The following is a 16,237-nucleotide window of genomic DNA, read 5'->3' as shown; positions in this document are numbered from 1 at the left end:
ACGCTGATGCGCGGCGACCCGGCGCTGGTGGCGCAGGCGATCGACATTTCGCGCCGCACCACCGCGAAGATCCGCCAGAACCTGTTCTGGGCCTTCTTCTACAACGTCGTCGGCATTCCGCTGGCGGCCTTCGGGTTGCTCAACCCGGTGGTGGCCGGCGCGGCGATGGCGATGTCCAGCGTCAGCGTGCTGAGCAACGCGCTGCTGCTCAAGCGATGGGGCTCGAAGCCATGAACATCGGCGAAGCCTCGAAGCAGTCGGCCGTGTCGGCCAAGATGATCCGCCACTACGAGGAGCTCGGTCTGCTGCCGAAGGTGCCGCGCACGGAGTCGGGCTACCGCCAGTACGACGAGGCCACCGTGCACACGCTGCGCTTCATCCGCCGAGCCCGCGACCTCGGCTTCGGCCTGCCGGAGATCGAGATCCTGCTCGGCCTGTGGCACAACCGCCGGCGCAGCAGCAAGGACGTCAAGCGCATCGCGCTGGAACATGCCGCCGACCTGCAGCGCCGCATCGACGAGATGCACGCGATGCGGCGCACGCTGCAGCACCTGGCGCACTGCTGCCAGGGCGACGACCGGCCGGACTGCCCGATCCTCGACGACCTGGCGGGCGGGCGCTCCGGCTGAGGGCTACTTGCCCAGCTTGCGCAGAACCTCAGGCCCGGCCCACAGCTCGTCGAGGTGCGGAAACTTCCACTGCGCGTTGCTCTCGCGCGCGACGATCGCGTCGTTGCACGCGGGCGAGGCCAGGTCGACCAGCTCGATCGCGACCGGCATGTTCGATCGCGTCGAGAAGAACAGCTTCACCTTCGGCGCGACCAGTGACGCTTCGTTCTGCTCGACCACCACGCCGAGCTTGCCCGAGCGCATGCGCACCAGCGAGCCGATCGGGTAGATGCCCAGGCTCTTGACGAAGGCCTGGAAGATCGCGGGGTCGAACTGGCCGGTCCAGGAGGCCATCCTGGCGATCGACTCGGCCGGGTCCCAGCCGGCCTTGTAGGGCCGGTTGGAGGTGATGGCGTCGTAGACGTCGCACACCGCGCCCATGCGCGCCACACGCGTCAGCGCGTCACCCGACAGGCCATGCGGATAGCCCTTGCCATCCGGCCGCTCGTGGTGGTGCAGGGTCACGTCCAGCGTCGCCTCGCCAACGCCCTTGCCCTCGAGCAGCAGTTCGTAGCCATGCTGCGGGTGCGTCTTCATGATCTCGTACTCGGCGTCGGTCAGCTTGCCGGGCTTGTTGAGCACCTCGAGCGGCATCATCGCCTTGCCCATGTCGTGCAGCATGCCGGCCAGGCCGACCTCGCGCGCGGCGCCTTCATCCATGCCGAGCTGCCGGCCCAGCGAGACCATCAGCGCACACACCGCCATCGAGTGCATGTAGGTGTAGTCGTCGTGCGTCTTCAGCCGCGCCAGGCTGACGATGGCGCCGGGGTTGCGCCACACCGAGGAAGCGATCTCGTCGACCAGGGGCAGGCACTTCTCGGCGTCGAGCGCGCGGCCCATGCGGGCCTCGGCGAACAGCGAAGAGACCGCCTGGCGCGACTGGTTGACCAGTGCCGAGGCACGCTGCAGCTCGGCGCCGAGCTCGGCACGGGCGGTCGCAGCGGCTGGCGCCGGCGCCGCGGGCAGCTCGACCGCGGGAGGCGCAGCCCGGACAGCGGCCGCCCGTGCAGCGGCGGCGTCACGGCGCGGCGCGACCCCGGTCTCTGCCAGCTCGACGTCACGGCCCTTGGACACGTCGATCCACACCTCGTCGACCGCGCTCACGCGCAGCTTCTCCAGGTCGGCCGGATCGCGCAGGACGAACTTGGTCCGCCAGAAGGGATGGTCGAGCCAGGCACCGCACATCGCGTGCAGGTGCATGCCCAGGCGCAACTCTTCGACAGGAATCTTCTTCAGCATGAGAGGCCCTCGGCCAGCGGTGCCGTCATCAATGAGTATCGGCCTGCCTCCACGCGACTTGAGTGCGCCGCACCAACAAAAAAGCCGCTGGAAACCAGCGGCTTTTCACGGCAGCGGAGCGGGGGATCAGCGGAAGCGCGACTCCGGCACCGTCTTCAGGTCGCTGGGCAGCGAGGCGATGTAGCTGGCCATCGCCTTCAGTTCGGCGTGGCTGAAGGGCTTGGCCATGCCGGCCATGATGGCGTTGCCGCGACCGACCTGCGCGTTGTTCTCGGTCTGGTAGGCCTTCAGCGCGACGAACAGGTAGTCGGCGTGCTGGCCGGCGAGCTTGGGGTAGCTCGGATCGATCGGCTTGTTCAGGTTCTCGCCGTGGCAGGAGGCGCAGTTGCCCTTCTTCAGCAGCTCGGCCACCGTGGCCGGGGCTGCCGGGGCCGCCGCGGCATTGCCGGTCGCACCGCCGTGGGTCTCGTAGAAGGCGCCCAGATCGGCCATGTCCTGATCGGTCAGCGAGGCGGCGATGCCCTTCATCGTCGGGTGCTTGCGCTCGCCCTTCTTGTAGGCCGCCAGCGCCGCGACGATGTACTTGCCGCTCTGGCCGGAGATCATCGGCACCTTGTGGATCTCGGGGAAACTGGCCTGGTAGCCCGGGATGCCGTGGCACCCGATGCACATCGCAGCCTTCTTTTCGCCGGCCTTGGCATCCTGGGCCTGCGCGGTGGTGGCGAAGCCGGCGGCGAGGGCCAAGGCGTAGATCAACGAGAGCGCTTTGTTCATGGTCAAAAGGGGGCTGGTTTTCGTCTCCAGCCGGCGATTATAGGGGCCCCTTATACTGGACTGAACCTGAATCAAGACCACCCCAGATGAAGTTCCAAGGCTCCGAAAACTACGTCGCCACCCAGGATCTGATGCTGGCGGTGAATGCAGCAATCACGCTGAAGCGGCCGCTGCTCGTCAAGGGCGAGCCGGGCACCGGCAAGACGATGCTGGCCGAGGAAGTGGCCGCCGCGCTGAAGATGCCGCTGCTGCAATGGCACGTGAAGAGCACCACCAAGGCGCAGCAGGGACTGTACGAGTACGACGCGGTGAGCCGGCTGCGCGACAGCCAGCTCGGCGACGAGCGCGTCAAGGACATCCACAACTACATCGTCAAGGGCGTGCTGTGGCAGGCCTTCACCGCCGAGCAGCCGGTGGCGCTGCTGATCGACGAGATCGACAAGGCCGACATCGAGTTCCCCAACGACCTGCTGCGCGAACTCGACCGCATGGAGTTCTACGTCTACGAGACGCGCGAGATGGTGCAGGCGCGGCACCGCCCGCTGGTGTTCATCACCTCGAACAACGAGAAGGAGCTGCCCGACGCCTTCCTGCGCCGCTGCTTCTTCCACTACATCAAGTTCCCCGACGCCGACACGATGCAGAGCATCGTCGACGTGCACTTCCCGAAGCTGAAGAAGGAACTGCTCGCCGCCGCGCTGCGCAACTTCTACGAGGTGCGCAACCTGCCCGGGCTGAAGAAGAAGCCGAGCACCTCGGAACTGCTCGACTGGCTGAAGCTGCTGGTGGCGGAAGACATTCCGCTCGAGGCGCTGCAGAGCAAGGACGACAAGGTCGCCGTGCCGCCGCTGGTCGGCGCGCTGCTGAAGAACGAGCAGGACGTGTCGCTGTTCGAGAAGCTGGTGTTCATGCAGCGTCATAACCGCTGATGGCTCTCGATCTGCTCCAGCCCGTCAGCCTGGCCGGGCCGCATGCGCGGCTCGAGCCGCTTGACGCAAGTCATGGCGCCGCGCTCGCCGAGGCGGTGGTCGACGGCGAACTGTGGAAGCTCTGGTACACGAGCGTGCCATCGCCCGAGCGCATGGCCGCCGAGATCGAGCGGCGCCTCGGGCTGTGGCGCGCCGGCAGCATGCTGCCGTTCACGGTGTTCGATGCGGCCGGCCGTGTGGTCGGCATGACGACCTACATGAACGTCGACAGCGTCCATCGGCGCGTGGAGATCGGCTCGACCTGGTACGCGCGGTCCGTGCAGCGCAGCGGCCTGAACACCCAGTGCAAGCGGCTGTTGCTCGGGCACGCGTTCGACGCGCTGGGCTGCATCGCCGTCGAGTTCCGCACGCACCGGCTCAATGCGCAGAGCCGGCGCGCCATCGAGCGGCTCGGCGCCCAGCTCGACGGCATCCTGCGCGCGCACCAGCGCACGGCCGATGGCTCGCTGCGCGACACCGCCGTCTACAGCATCACGGCCACAGAGTGGCCGACGGTCCGGACGCATCTGGACTTCCAGCTGCAGCGCGGGAGATCATCGGCCTAAAGTGACGTCAGGATCGGCCGAAATGGGGGGTTCCCTATACCCCCCGGAGGATTCGATCATGACGCACTTCACCCGCCGCATCACCCTGGCCCTTTTCGTGTCGCTGTGCAGCACTCTGCCGGTGCATGCCGCCAACGCCTCCAAGGATGACGCCCGCAACCAGGCGAACGCGGCCGCCGCTCAGATCAAGAAGGTCGGTCTCGAGCAGGCCGTCAAGGACATCAATGGCGGCGCCGAGTGGAAGGCCAAGGAGATGAACGTCAACGTGGTGGACTTCAAGGGCGTCGTTCTGGCCAGTTCGCTCAACGAGAAGCTGCGCGGCAAGGACACGCTGGAGAGCAAGGACCCCTCCGGCAAGGCCTTCGTGAAGGAATTCATCGCCACCGCCCAGAAGGGCGAGGGGTGGGTCGACTACCAGTTCATCAATCCGGTCAGCAAGAAGCTGGAGGAGCGCTCGATGTTCGTCAAGCGCGCTCCCGGCGCGGAAGCCTTCGTCGCCGTCGCGATCACCAAGCAGTAAGCCCGAGCAGCGCGTTCGGCACCTCGCCGCGAAAGGCTACCTCCCATGTTTGCGAACTACCGCATCGGCACACGCCTGGCCTTCGGCTTCGGCGGCGTGATCCTGGCCTCGGTGCTGGCCTTCGGACTCGCCGTCGTGCAGGGCCGCCATGGCCAGGCCGCGCTGGCCGAGACCGCCGGCGCCACGATGTCACGCGTCGAGATGGTGCACGGCATGATCGAGGCCCAGCTCCAGCTGGTGTCCTCGATCCGCAATGCCGGCCTGCAGACGGCCGGCGAGAAGATCAACGGCGACGTCGACGTCTACAGGCAGGCGATGAAGTCCCTGGCACAGCTGGAGTCCGACTTCGCCAAGCTCGACGTCTCCGAGCCGGAGCGCCGGCTCGTCGAGCGCGCGTCGCAACTGCGGGCCCAGGCAGAACCGATCGTGCAGGAGGCGATCGGCTACACGATGGCGTTCGACGGCGAGGAAGCGGCCAAGACACTGACCACGCGCCTGGCGCCCATCCAGTCGGAATGGGCAAGCGCGTTGCAGCAGCTCGGCAGGCTGCAGGCGGAGCGTGCAGCCGCACAGGCCGGCGAGATCGCCGCCTCCAACGACCGGCGCGCGCTCGCGCTCGCCTCCGGGCTTACCGTGGTGGCGCTGTGCGCCGCGGCCTTCGCGCTGCTGCTGACTCGCTCCGTCACGCGGCCGCTGGAACAGGCGGCCCGCGCGGCAGAACGTGTGGCGCAGGGCGATCTGTCCGTGCGGCTCGAAGCCCATGGGCGCGACGAGGCCGCCCAGCTGCTGCGAGCCCTGCAGTCGATGGCCGAACAACTGTCGGGCATGGTGCGGGCGGTTCGGGAGTCGTCCGATGCGATCCGCGGCGCAGCCGCCGAGATCAGCAACGGCAACGCCGATCTGTCGAACCGGACCGAGCAGTCGGCCGCGTCCTTGCAGGAGGCCGCAGCCACCCTGGATTCGCTCACGGAGAGCGTCGCCGAGAACAACGGCCACGCACGCGACGCCAATCAGGTCGTCACGCAGACTGGCGCGATTGCGGAGCAAGGCGGACGCGCGATGGTCGACGTCGTCGAGAAGATGCAGGGCATCAGCGAGTCGTCGCGCCGCATCGCAGACATCATCGGCGTGATCGACGGCATCGCCTTCCAGACCAACATCCTGGCGCTCAACGCCGCGGTGGAAGCCGCTCGTGCCGGTGAGCAGGGTCGCGGATTTGCCGTCGTGGCCGGTGAAGTGCGCAGCCTGGCGCAGCGCAGCGCCGAGGCCGCCAAGGAGATCAAGTCACTGATCACGACCAGCGTGGAACGCGTCGAGCAGGGCTCGGCGCTGGTGGAGCAGATGCGCGGCACGATGGGAGACCTGGTCGGTGGCGTGGGCCGCATGCAGACGCTGATCACCGAGATCGCGACGGCCTCGGGCAGCCAGCACGAGCGCATCCGCGAGGTCAACGAATCGGTACGCGGGATCGATGGCAGCACGCAGCAGAACGCTGCGCTGGTCGAACAGGTCGCGGCTGCGGCGCACAGCCTGTCCAGCCAGACGGAACGCCTGGGCGGCCTGGTGAATCGATTCCGCGTCGAGACCGCCACCGCCTGACCTTCCGCGCGCCCGGTCCACAATCGAGGCCGCCGGGTTCGCCGGCGTCGCATCAGGAGTGGACATGCCCCAGCGCCGGCCCATCGGCATCGACGATCTCTGGAAGTTCGAGCGCATCGGCGGCCTGTCGCTGTCGCCCGACGGCGCGCAGGCGGTGTGCTCGGTGCAGAGCTTCTCGATGGAGGAGAACAAGGGCAGCTCGGCGCTGTGGCTGCTCTCCACCTTCGGCGGTGGCCCGCGGCGCCTGACGCAGTGCGGCGAGAAGGACGGCCAGGCCGCCTGGTCGCCGACCGGCGAGCGCATCGCCTTCCTCGCCCGCCGCGAGCAGCAGGGCGCGAAGGACGAGACGGCGCAGCTCTACGTCATCGCGCCCGACGGTGGCGAGGCGCGCCGCGTGAGCGACTTCGCGCCCGGCATCGAGGCCTTCAAGTGGTTCCCCGACGGCAAGCGCATCGCCTTCGCCGCCTGGGTGTGGCCGGAACTGCGCGGCACCCGCGCGCAGGTCAAGGCCTGGAAGGAGTTCAAGGCGCGCAAGGAAAGCGCCTACGTGACCAGCGAAGCGCAGTACCGCTACTGGGACCACCATGTGCCGATGGGCCGCGTGGCGCACCTGCACGTGCTCGATGTTGCCAGCGGCCGCATCACCGACCTGTTCGAGGGCACCGACTACGAGTTGTCGCGCGCCGAGCCCGACGCGAACTGCTTCGACATCGCGCCGGACGGGCGCCATATCGTCTTCGCCCACGACCCCGGGCAGGAGAAGAAGCTCGACACGCCGCGGGCGCTGGCCGAGCTGAACGTGCGCAGCGGCCGCATCGAGCCGGTCGCGCACGACAAGGGCTGGGACATGGAGTCGCCGCGCTACAGCCCGGACGGCACGCGCATCGCCTTCGTCGCCGCCAACCAGGGCAGGAAGCACACGATGCCCGGGCGGCTGGCCGTGCTCGAGCGCGGTGGCCGCTGGCGCGCGCTCAGCGAGGCCTGGGACCACGCCGTGCACGCACCGCTGCGCTGGAGCGAGGACGGCCTGGCCGTTCTGTTCACCGCCGAGCAGGAGGCGCGCAACCACCTGTGGCGCTTCGAGCTGCGCTCGCGCAGCGCCACCCGCGTGGTCGAGGGCGGCTGGGTGCAGGGCTTCGACCTGGCCGCCGGCGTGCTGGTCAGCGCCGCAGACGCGATGGACCATCCGGCGCGGATTCATTCGCTGCGCGACGGCGAGGCGCCGCGGCGGCTGGAGCGCTTCAACGACGATCTGCTCGCCACGCTGAAGTTCGGCGCCCACGAGGACGTGCGCTTCAAGGGCGCGCAGGGCGACGAGGTGCAGATGTGGCTGGTCTACCCGCCCGGCTTCGACCCGCGCAAGACCTACCCGGTGCTGCACAGCATCCACGGCGGCCCGCACGCCGCGGCGGCCGACACCTTCCACTACCGCTGGAACACCCATGTGTTCGCCGCGCAGGGCTATGTGGTCGCCTGCGTGAACTACCACGGCTCGAGCGGCTTCGGCCACGCCTTCCTCGACAGCATCACGCACCGCTGGGGCGAACTGGAGTTGCAGGACGTCGAAGCCGCCACCGACTGGCTGCTGAAGAAGCCCTGGGCCGATCGCCAGCGAGTGTTCGCCAGCGGCGGCAGCTACGGCGGCTACATGGTGGCGTGGATGAACGGCCACGTGAAGCCCGGCCGCTACCAGGCCTACGTGTGCCACGCCGGCTGCTTCGACTGGGTGGCGATGTTCGCCGAGGACGCCTACACCTGGTTCCCGCGCGAGCTCGGCGCCTCGTACTGGGACGACATGGCGAAGGTGCACGCGCAGAGCCCGCACGCCTTCGCCGGCAGGATGAAGACGCCGACGCTGGTCATCCACGGCGCGCTCGACTACCGCGTGCCCGACGGCCAGGGCCTGGCCTACTACAACACGCTGAAGGCGCGCGGCGTCGCTGCGCGGCTGGTCTGGTTCCCGGACGAGAACCACTGGATCCTCAAGCCGCGCAATTCGAAGCTCTGGTACGCGGAGTACTTCGACTGGCTGAAGGCGCACGACCCGGCCCGCCGCGGCGCGCGCAAGGCCAGCCGCAAGACCACCAGCAAGAGCGTCAGCGCACGACGCTGACGCGCGGCGCGCCGCCCGGCGGCTCGGACTCGATGCGGTTGCGCCCCGCCTGCTTGGCGCGGTAGAGCGCGGCGTCGGCACGTGCCAGCAGCGCCGGCAGGTCGTCGGCGGGGCCGGCCCACTGCGCGACGCCGACCGACAGCGTCAGCGGCAGCACGTCGTCCAGCCAGCGCGGCGGCAGCGCCTGGCACCGCTCGCGCAGCCGCTCGGCCACCTCCTGCGCCTGCGGCAGCGTGGCGCCGGGCAGCAGCACGACGAACTCTTCGCCGCCCCAGCGGCCGACACGGTCGATGTCGCGCATCTGCGCCGCCAGCAGCGTGCCCAGGTGCTGCAAGGCGCGGTCGCCGGCAGCATGACCCTGCCCGTCGTTGATCGCCTTGAAGTGGTCGGCGTCGATCATCAGCAGCGAGAAGGGCTCGCCGAGGCGGCGCGAACGCTGCACCTCGTCTTCCAGCGCCTGCTGGGCGGCGCGCCGATTGAGCAGGCCGGTGAGCGCATCGAAGCGCGAGCTGCGGCGCAGCTCGACCACGCCGCGCGTGACCACCAGCGCGACCAGCGTGAGCTGGAAGACCAGCGCGATCACCAGGTAGGCGAATGCCGCGCTGACGTTGAGCGAACTGTCGGCTGTGACCTCGGCGACGATCGTCCCCGGCGAGATCACCGCGCGCGCCGCACGCAACCCGAACACCAGACCGCCGAGCAGCAGCGGCACCGCCAGCACGGCGCCCCAGCGCAACTCCATGCGGGCACGCGCCTCGCGCTGCATGTCCCAGCCGACCGACAGGCACAGCGCCGACAGCGCACCGGAGATGATCGCCACGCGCCAGGCGCCGTGTGCCGGGTCGAGGCCGAACGCCGTGGCCGCCCCCGTGGCCAGCATCACCAGCAGATGCCAGCGCCACGGTCGGGCACAGCCGAAGAAGGCCCACACGCCGCGCTGCAGCACGACCAGCGACAGCACGATGCACAGATTGGCCAGCGCACGCACCGGCTCGATGCCCGGCTTCACCGAGGCGACGAACAGCACCAGCGAGACGGCGCTCAGCGCCGCATAGAGCGCCCAGTGCAGCGCCGCGCGGCGCGAATCGGGCAGCAGCGCCGCACCGGCCAGCCAGCCGAAGCCGAGCACGGCCTGTTGGCAGGCGACCATCAGGAAGGCAACCTCGGTGGCGGAAAAGCTGGGCACGGCGAACATTGTCTGCACGCGCACCGCGGCGTGAAACACCTAGGAGCCACGCTGCCCTGCCGGGCGTGTATCCTGCTCGAAATACTGCCCTCCCCGGCCCGGTGCGTCGATGCTGATCAACTTCTTCTACACGCTGCGCGCGGCCAAGCTGAAGGTCTCGGTCAAGGAGTACCTGATGCTGCTCGAGGGCCTCAAGGAAGGGGTGATCGACAACTCGGTCGACCAGTTCTACTACCTCGCGCGCACCACGCTGGTCAAGGACGAAGCCCAGTTCGACAAGTTCGACCGCGCCTTCGCCGCCTACTTCAAGGGTGTGGAACTGCTCACTGACTTCAGCCAGGACATCCCGCTGGAGTGGCTGCAGAAGCACCTCGCGCTCGAGCTGAGCCCCGAGGAGAAGGCGGCCATCGAGAAGATGGGCTGGGACGAGCTGATGGAAACGCTGAAGAAGCGCTTCGAGGAACAGAAGGAACGCCACGAGGGCGGCAACCGGATGATCGGCACCGGCGGCACCAGCCCGTTCGGCGCCTACGGCTACAACCCGCAGGGCATCCGCATCGGCCAGGACAAGGGCCGCAACAAGAGCGCGGTGAAGGTCTGGGACCAGCGCCAGTACAAGGACTACGACGACACGCTGGAGCTCGGCACGCGCAACATCAAGGTGGCGCTGCGCCGGCTGCGCCGCTTCGCGCGCGAAGGCAGCGAGGAAGAGCTCGACCTCGACGACACCATCCGCGCCACCGCGGCGAATGCCGGCTACCTCGACATCAAGATGGTGCCCGAGCGGCACAACAAGGTGAAGGTGCTGCTGCTGATGGACGTCGGCGGCACGATGGACGAGCACATCCACCGCGTCGAGGAAGTGTTCAGCGCCGCCAAGAGCGAGTTCAAGCACCTCGAGTTCTATTACTTCCACAACTGCGTCTACGACTTCATGTGGAAGAACAACCGGCGCCGCTACAGCGAGAAGTTCGCGACCTGGGACGTGATCCGCAAGTACAACAAGGACTACAAGCTGATCTTCGTCGGCGACGCGACGATGAGCCCCTACGAGATCCTGCAGCCCGGCGGCAGCGTCGAGTACAACAACGAGGAGCCGGGCGCCGAGTGGCTGCAGCGGCTGACCAGCGCCTTCCCGAAGTTCGCCTGGATCAACCCCGAGCCGCAGGGCGTGTGGGGCTACCGGCAGAGCATCTCCATCGTCCAGCAGCTGATGAACCAGCGCATGTTCCCGCTCACGCTGCAGGGGCTGGAAGGGGCGATGCGCCTGCTGAGCAAATGATCGGTTCTGCGCCGCGACCGGCGCTGGTGGCCGGGCTCGCGGCGCTGGTGCTCCTGGGGCTGCCGGGCTGCGCCGCCCTGCCCTTCGGCGACAAGCCGGACAAGCTCGAGCCGGCCGACGCGCCCCCGGCCGCGGCGCCGACGCGTGCGCAGTACCGCGTCGAGGTGATCGCGCCGGACGAACTGCGCCCGCTGCTGACCGAGTACCTCGACCTGGCGCGCTTCCAGAACGCGCCCGACACCGAGGCAATCGACGCCACCGAGCTGACCCGCCTGGCCGGCGCTGCGCCGGCGCAGGCACGCGCGCTGCTCGAGACCGAAGGCTACTTCTCCGCCGTGGTCGAGACATCGCGCAGCGCCGGCGAACTGGGCATCCCGGTGGTGCGCGTGCACGTCGACCCAGGCCCGCGCAGCCGCGTCGAGCGCGTGGAGTTCATCGTGCGCGGCGAGTTGCAGGATGCGGCCACCGATGCCGGCGGCGAGGCGGCACGACTGCTGGCCGCGCTGCGCAAGGGCTGGGGGCTGCCCGAGGGCGCACCGTTCCGCCAGCCGAGCTGGACCGCCGCGAAGACGACGACCCTGGCGAAGGTGCGCGCCGAGGGCTACCCGGCCGCGACCTGGCAGCAGACTGCGGCGAAGGTCGATGCGACGCAGCACACAGTGGCGCTGCAGCTCGAGCTGGACAGCGGGGCCCTGTACCGCCTCGGCGAATTGCGCGTGGAGGGCCTGCAACGCTACGACGAGAGCACCGTGCGGCGCCTGGCCACCTTCGGCGCTGGCGCGCCTTACAGCGAGAAGCTGCTGCTCGACTACCAGGAACGGCTGCAGAAGCTCGGCCTGTTCGAGAGCGCGACGGTCGAGCTGGCCCCGGACCCGGTCACCCCCGCCGCCACGCCGGTGATCGTGCATGTGCGCGAACTGCCGCTGCAGCAGGCGACCATCGGCGTGGGCGTCAGCGCCAACACCGGCCCGCGGGTCACGCTCGAGCATCGCCACCGCCGCCCCTTCGACCTGGACTGGGTGGCGACCAACAAGTTCGAGCTCGGCTCCTCGCTGAAGTCGTGGAGCGGCGAGCTGATCTCGCACCCACTCGAAGGGCTGTACCGCAACCTCGTCGCCGGCAACGCCGAGCGGCTGCGCAGCGGTGAGGAGATCCGCACGGCCTGGACCGCACGCTTCGGCCGCACCCAGGACACGCAGCGCATCGAGCGGCTCTACTTCGGCGAACTGACCCATGCACGGGTCGACAACACCGCCGGCCGCACGCGCAGCGAGGCGATCACCGCGAACTACCACTGGGTCTACCGCGAGGTCGACAGCGTGCTGCTGCCGACCCGCGGATACACGCTGTCGCTGCAGTCGGCGATCGGCCGCTCACGCAACTCGACCGAGCAGAACGGCCCGTTCGGGCGAGGCTACGGCCGGCTCACCGTCTACCAGCCGCTCGGCCGGGCCTGGTATGCCAATGCGCGGGTCGAGCTCGGCAACATCTTCGCCGCCAACTCGGTGGGCGTGCCCGACACGCTGCTGTTCCGCGCCGGCGGCGACGACTCGGTGCGCGGCTACGCCTACCGCACGCTCGGCCCGGTGGTCGACGGCGCGGTCACCTCCGGCCGCGTCATGTTCACCGGCAGCGCCGAGATCGCCCGCCCGGTGTCGGCGCGCATGCCGGCGCTGTGGTGGGCGGCGTTCGTGGATGCCGGCAACGCCGCCACCCACTGGAACGAGTTGCGCCCCGCGCTCGGCTACGGCCTCGGGCTGCGCTGGCGCAGCCCGGTCGGGCCGCTGCGCGTCGACCTCGCCTATGGCGAGGAAGTGCACAAGGTGCGGCTGCATCTGAGCGTGGGCATTGCCTTCTAGAAGCATGGAGAAGCCGCCCATCCGCCGACCCGCCTGGGGCCGCCGGGCCACGCTGGCCGCGGCGCTGCTCGCGGTCGTGGCGATGTGCTGCGCTGCGCTGCTCTGGCTGCTGCGCACCGAGGCCGGCGCGGCCTGGGTGCTCGGACGCCTGCCCGGCGTGCAGGCCAGCGGCGTGCGCGGCGTGCTGCTCGGTGATCTGGCCGTGCAGCGGCTCGCGATCACGCTGCCACGCAACGGCTCGCTGACGATCGATGACGCGTCGTGGCAGGGCCTGCGCCTGGCCTGGGCGATCAGTGGCCGGCCGCACCTGGTGCTCGACCGGCTCGCCGCGGCGCGCGTGACCGTGACACCCGGCGCGCCGGCCGCGACGACCACGCCGGCACCGACGACGCTGGCCCTGCCGGTGGAGCTGGAGATCGGCGCGATCGAGATCGCGGCGGTGCAGATCGTGCCGCTCGGCGAGACAGCGCTGCGCCAGTTGCGCGCGAAGCTGCACCTCGGCGCCGACGGCGGTGCGGTGCATCGCATCGACGGCCTCAGCCTCGGCTTCGGCCGCCTGCGGGCTTCGGGCAGCGCCACGCTCGGCAGTGACGCACCGCTGCCGCTGCAGGCCACCGTCGCGCTCACGCAAGAGGGCGCCGTGGCGAACGCGCAGTGGTCGGCCCGCGCCACGCTGGCCGGGCCGCTGGCCCAGCCCCGCCTCGCCGCGACCCTGCGCGCCGAGCCTGCCCCGGCGCCGGGCGCCGCGACCTTGCCCGCACAGACGCTGGACCTCGGCGCCGTGCTGCGCCCGTTCGAAGCGTGGCCGATCGGCGAGCTGGCGGCGAAGGCGCAGGGCCTGGACCTGTCCGCCTTCCACCCCTCGGCGCCCGCCACCGTGATCAGCGGCTCAGCAACGGCGCGCAGCCAGGCCGCGAACCAGCCGGCGCACGTCAGCGCCACGCTCGACAACGCCACGCCGGGGCTGTGGAACGAAGGCCGCCTGCCGCTGCGCCAGCTGGTGCTCGAGCTGCAGGCGCGGCCGGACGATCCCTCGCGGCTCGAGGTCCGTCGCTTCGACGCCGAACTCGGCACGGCACGCCAGCCCGCCGGCCGGCTGCAGGGCCAGGGCCGCTGGGCGAACGACGGCTGGTTGCTGGAGGTCGTGCTGGCAGCGCTGCAACCGGCGCGGCTGGATGCACGCGCACCGGCGATGCGGCTGGACGGCCCGCTGACGTTGACCGGCAGCCCGCCCGGCGCGGCGGCGCAGACCGTGGCAGCGCGCGCCGACATCGCCGGCGTGCTGGCCGACCGCGGCAAGGATCGTGCAGTGCGCCTGCAACTCGATGGCGACTGGACGCGGAACGCTGGCGCCGACGTTCTCCAGCTCACCAGCGCACAGGCCAGCGCCGGCGGCGCGCGCGCCACGCTGGCGGGCCGGGCCAGCCGGCCTGACGCCACGGCTGCCTGGCAGCTGAAGGGCCAGGCGACGCTGGCGGAGTTCGACCCATCGCTGTGGTGGCGCGGCCGCGAGGACTCGCCCTGGCGGCGCGGGCCGCACAAGCTCGACGCGCGCGGCGAGTTCGATCTCTCGCTGCCGCCCGCAGCGCTCGCCGCGAAGGATGCGCTGGCCCGCTGGGCTGCGCTGCGCGGCGATGCCAGCGTGAAGCTCGCCGACAGCCTGCTCGCCGGCGTGCCGCTGCGCGGCGAGCTGACGCTGCGCGGCGGCGCCGCCGGCCGCGGGCAAGCCACGCTGAAGGCCGAACTCGACGGCAACCGCATCGACGCCAGCGGCCGGCTCGGCAGCGCGCGCGGCGGTGCCGACGACGCCTGGGAGGCCACCCTCGACGCACCGGCGCTGGCGCGCCTGGCGCCGCTGACCCGGCTGGTCGGCGCCGACCCGGCGGGGCTGGCACTGTCCGGCGCCTTGAGCGCCAGCGTGCAGGCGACTGGGCGCTGGCCGGTGATCCGCACCAGCGGGCGCGCTCAGGCCAGCGCCCTGCGCGCCGGCACCGTCACCGTGCAGCGCGGCACGGCGCGCTGGCAGGCCGGCACCGCGCTGGAGGCGCCGGTCGATGCCGAGCTCGACCTGGCAGGGCTGGCGATCGGCACTGCGCGCATCGACACTGCCCAGCTGCGCGCCCAGGGCAGCGGCCGCGCGCACCGGATCGATCTGCAGGCGCAAAGCAACGCGCGGCCGCCGGCCTGGGCCGAGGCGCTGCAGCCCACGCCCGCTTCCGGCGACGGAAAGGCGCCGACGCAGGCGCGCCTGCAGGCGCAGGGCGGCTTCCTGCCCGGTACCGTGGCCGCCGTCGGTGGCTGGCGCGGCACGCTGCAGCAACTCGAGGCGGGTAGCGCCGGCGGCGAGCCGGCCTGGCTGCGCCTGCGCGACGTTGCGCTCGAACTCGGCGGGCTCGACGGCGCTGCCGCGCAACTGCTGCTGCAGCCCGGCCGCGCCGAGCTGCTCGGTGCCGCGCTGCGCTGGGAACGCATCTCCTGGACCGCGGCCCATGCCGGCGCGCCGATGCAGCTCGACGCCAAGGCCGAGCTGGAGCCGCTGGCGGTGGCACCGCTGCTGCAGCGCCTGCACCCGGAGTTCGGCTGGGGCGGCGACCTGCGCGTGCGCGGCCAGCTCGAGTGGCGCAGTGCACCCGCGCTGGCCGCCGACATCGTGATCGAGCGCGAGCGCGGCGACCTGACGGTGACCGACGAGACCGGCGTGCAGTCGCTCGGCCTGACCGACCTGCGCATCGGCCTGAACGTCGCCGACGGCGTGTGGAGCTTCACCCAGGGCCTGGCCGGCTCCACCGTGGGCGTGGCCGCCGGCGCCTTCGTCGCGCGCACCACGCCGCAGTCGCCCTGGCCGAACGCCGGCACACCGGTCTCCGGCGTGCTCGAGCTGCAGGTCGGCAACCTCGGCACCTGGAGCCCCTGGGTGCCGGCCGGCTGGCGCCTGGGCGGCGCGCTGCGCATCAGCGCCGGCATCGGCGGCCGGCTCGGCGCGCTGGAGTACACCGGCGCGGTGCGCGGCAGCCAGCTGTCGGTGCGCAACTTCCTGCAGGGCGTGAACGTGACGGATGGCGAGATCCGCGCCGAGCTGAAGGGCGAGACGGCACGCATCGAGACCTTCAGCGCACGTGCCGGCGCCGGCACGGTCACGCTGAGCGGCGACGCCCACTTCGGCAGCGCGCCGGTGGTGCGGCTGGCGCTGGAGGCGCAGCGCTTCCAGTTGCTCGGCCGGGTCGACCGGCGCATCGTCGTCAGCGGCAGCTCGACCCTGCAGATCGATCGGGAACGCCTGGCGCTGGAGGGCCGCCTCGGCATCGACGAGGGCCTGATCGACTTCACGCGCAGCGACGCACCCGGCCTGTCGGACGACGTGTTCGTCGAGCGGCGGCCGGCCACACGCAACGGCGCTGCCGAAGCACGGCCTGCCGCGACGACGGCTGCGCAGGCGCGGCAGGTCGACGTCGACCTGCGCGTC

12 protein-coding genes and 1 pseudogene are annotated in these 16,237 nt (G+C 70.6%); 10 read left to right on the top strand and 3 right to left on the bottom strand.

The window, feature by feature from the left end; all coding sequences use genetic code 11:
* Positions 1-234 (top strand): annotated as a pseudogene (locus AAG801_RS31500) (hypothetical protein); the annotation flags it as partial.
* Positions 231-629, top strand: coding sequence for a Cu(I)-responsive transcriptional regulator (gene cueR / locus AAG801_RS31495; RefSeq protein WP_341891928.1), 399 nt, complete (start codon positions 231-233; stop codon positions 627-629). The pseudogene AAG801_RS31500 and the gene cueR, both read left to right, overlap by 4 nt.
* Before the next feature lie 3 nt (positions 630-632).
* Here the strand turns inward: cueR and AAG801_RS31490 are convergent, their stop codons facing one another.
* A complete protein-coding gene (locus AAG801_RS31490; protein WP_341891927.1) occupies positions 633-1,907 on the bottom strand; it encodes an HD-GYP domain-containing protein in 1,275 nt (424 codons plus the stop codon).
* A gap of 126 nt (positions 1,908-2,033) precedes the next feature.
* Positions 2,034-2,681, bottom strand: coding sequence for a c-type cytochrome (locus AAG801_RS31485; protein ID WP_341891926.1), 648 nt, complete (start codon positions 2,679-2,681; stop codon positions 2,034-2,036).
* A gap of 86 nt (positions 2,682-2,767) precedes the next feature.
* On the opposite strand from AAG801_RS31485, the gene AAG801_RS31480 reads away from it, so the two are divergent.
* The 5 genes from AAG801_RS31480 (at position 2,768) to AAG801_RS31460 (ending at position 8,447) form a co-directional block, all read left to right on the top strand.
* Entirely contained in the window at positions 2,768-3,610 is an 843-nt protein-coding gene (locus AAG801_RS31480) for a MoxR family ATPase (RefSeq protein WP_341891925.1), read from the top strand.
* Positions 3,610-4,215 carry a GNAT family protein gene (locus tag AAG801_RS31475; protein ID WP_341891924.1) on the top strand — a complete coding sequence of 202 codons (606 nt, stop codon included), beginning with the start codon at positions 3,610-3,612 and terminating at the stop codon, positions 4,213-4,215. Before AAG801_RS31480 ends, AAG801_RS31475 begins: the two co-directional genes overlap by 1 nt.
* Positions 4,216-4,273: 58 nt before the next feature.
* Positions 4,274-4,735 (top strand): cache domain-containing protein, encoded by a 462-nt coding sequence (locus AAG801_RS31470; RefSeq protein ID WP_341891923.1) that lies wholly within the window; start codon positions 4,274-4,276, stop codon positions 4,733-4,735.
* Between the two features lie 45 nt (positions 4,736-4,780).
* Entirely contained in the window at positions 4,781-6,334 is a 1,554-nt protein-coding gene (locus tag AAG801_RS31465; protein ID WP_341891922.1) for a methyl-accepting chemotaxis protein, read from the top strand.
* 64 nt (positions 6,335-6,398) lie between these two features.
* The gene (locus tag AAG801_RS31460; RefSeq protein WP_341891921.1) at positions 6,399-8,447 is read left to right on the top strand and encodes a S9 family peptidase; all 2,049 of its coding nucleotides are present in this window, start codon (positions 6,399-6,401) and stop codon (positions 8,445-8,447) included.
* Here AAG801_RS31460 and AAG801_RS31455 read toward each other — a convergent pair.
* Positions 8,431-9,633, bottom strand: coding sequence for a GGDEF domain-containing protein (locus AAG801_RS31455; RefSeq protein WP_341891920.1), 1,203 nt, complete (start codon positions 9,631-9,633; stop codon positions 8,431-8,433). The two genes, AAG801_RS31460 and AAG801_RS31455, sit on opposite strands and share 17 nt — an antisense overlap.
* Before the next feature lie 109 nt (positions 9,634-9,742).
* Here AAG801_RS31455 and AAG801_RS31450 point away from each other — a divergent pair, with 109 nt between their 5' ends.
* The 3 genes from AAG801_RS31450 to AAG801_RS31440 form a co-directional block, all read left to right on the top strand.
* The gene (locus tag AAG801_RS31450) at positions 9,743-10,915 is read left to right on the top strand and encodes a VWA domain-containing protein (RefSeq protein WP_341891919.1); all 1,173 of its coding nucleotides are present in this window, start codon (positions 9,743-9,745) and stop codon (positions 10,913-10,915) included.
* Positions 10,912-12,774 (top strand): autotransporter assembly complex family protein, encoded by a 1,863-nt coding sequence (locus AAG801_RS31445; RefSeq protein WP_341891918.1) that lies wholly within the window; start codon positions 10,912-10,914, stop codon positions 12,772-12,774. Before AAG801_RS31450 ends, AAG801_RS31445 begins: the two co-directional genes overlap by 4 nt.
* Positions 12,775-12,778: 4 nt before the next feature.
* Positions 12,779-16,237: translocation/assembly module TamB domain-containing protein (locus AAG801_RS31440; protein WP_341891917.1), on the top strand; the 3,459-nt coding region annotated here is incomplete at its 3' end.

It is taken from the genome of Variovorax sp. YR752, assembly GCF_943372545.1.
This window is presented reverse-complemented; position numbering and strand designations above follow the sequence as displayed.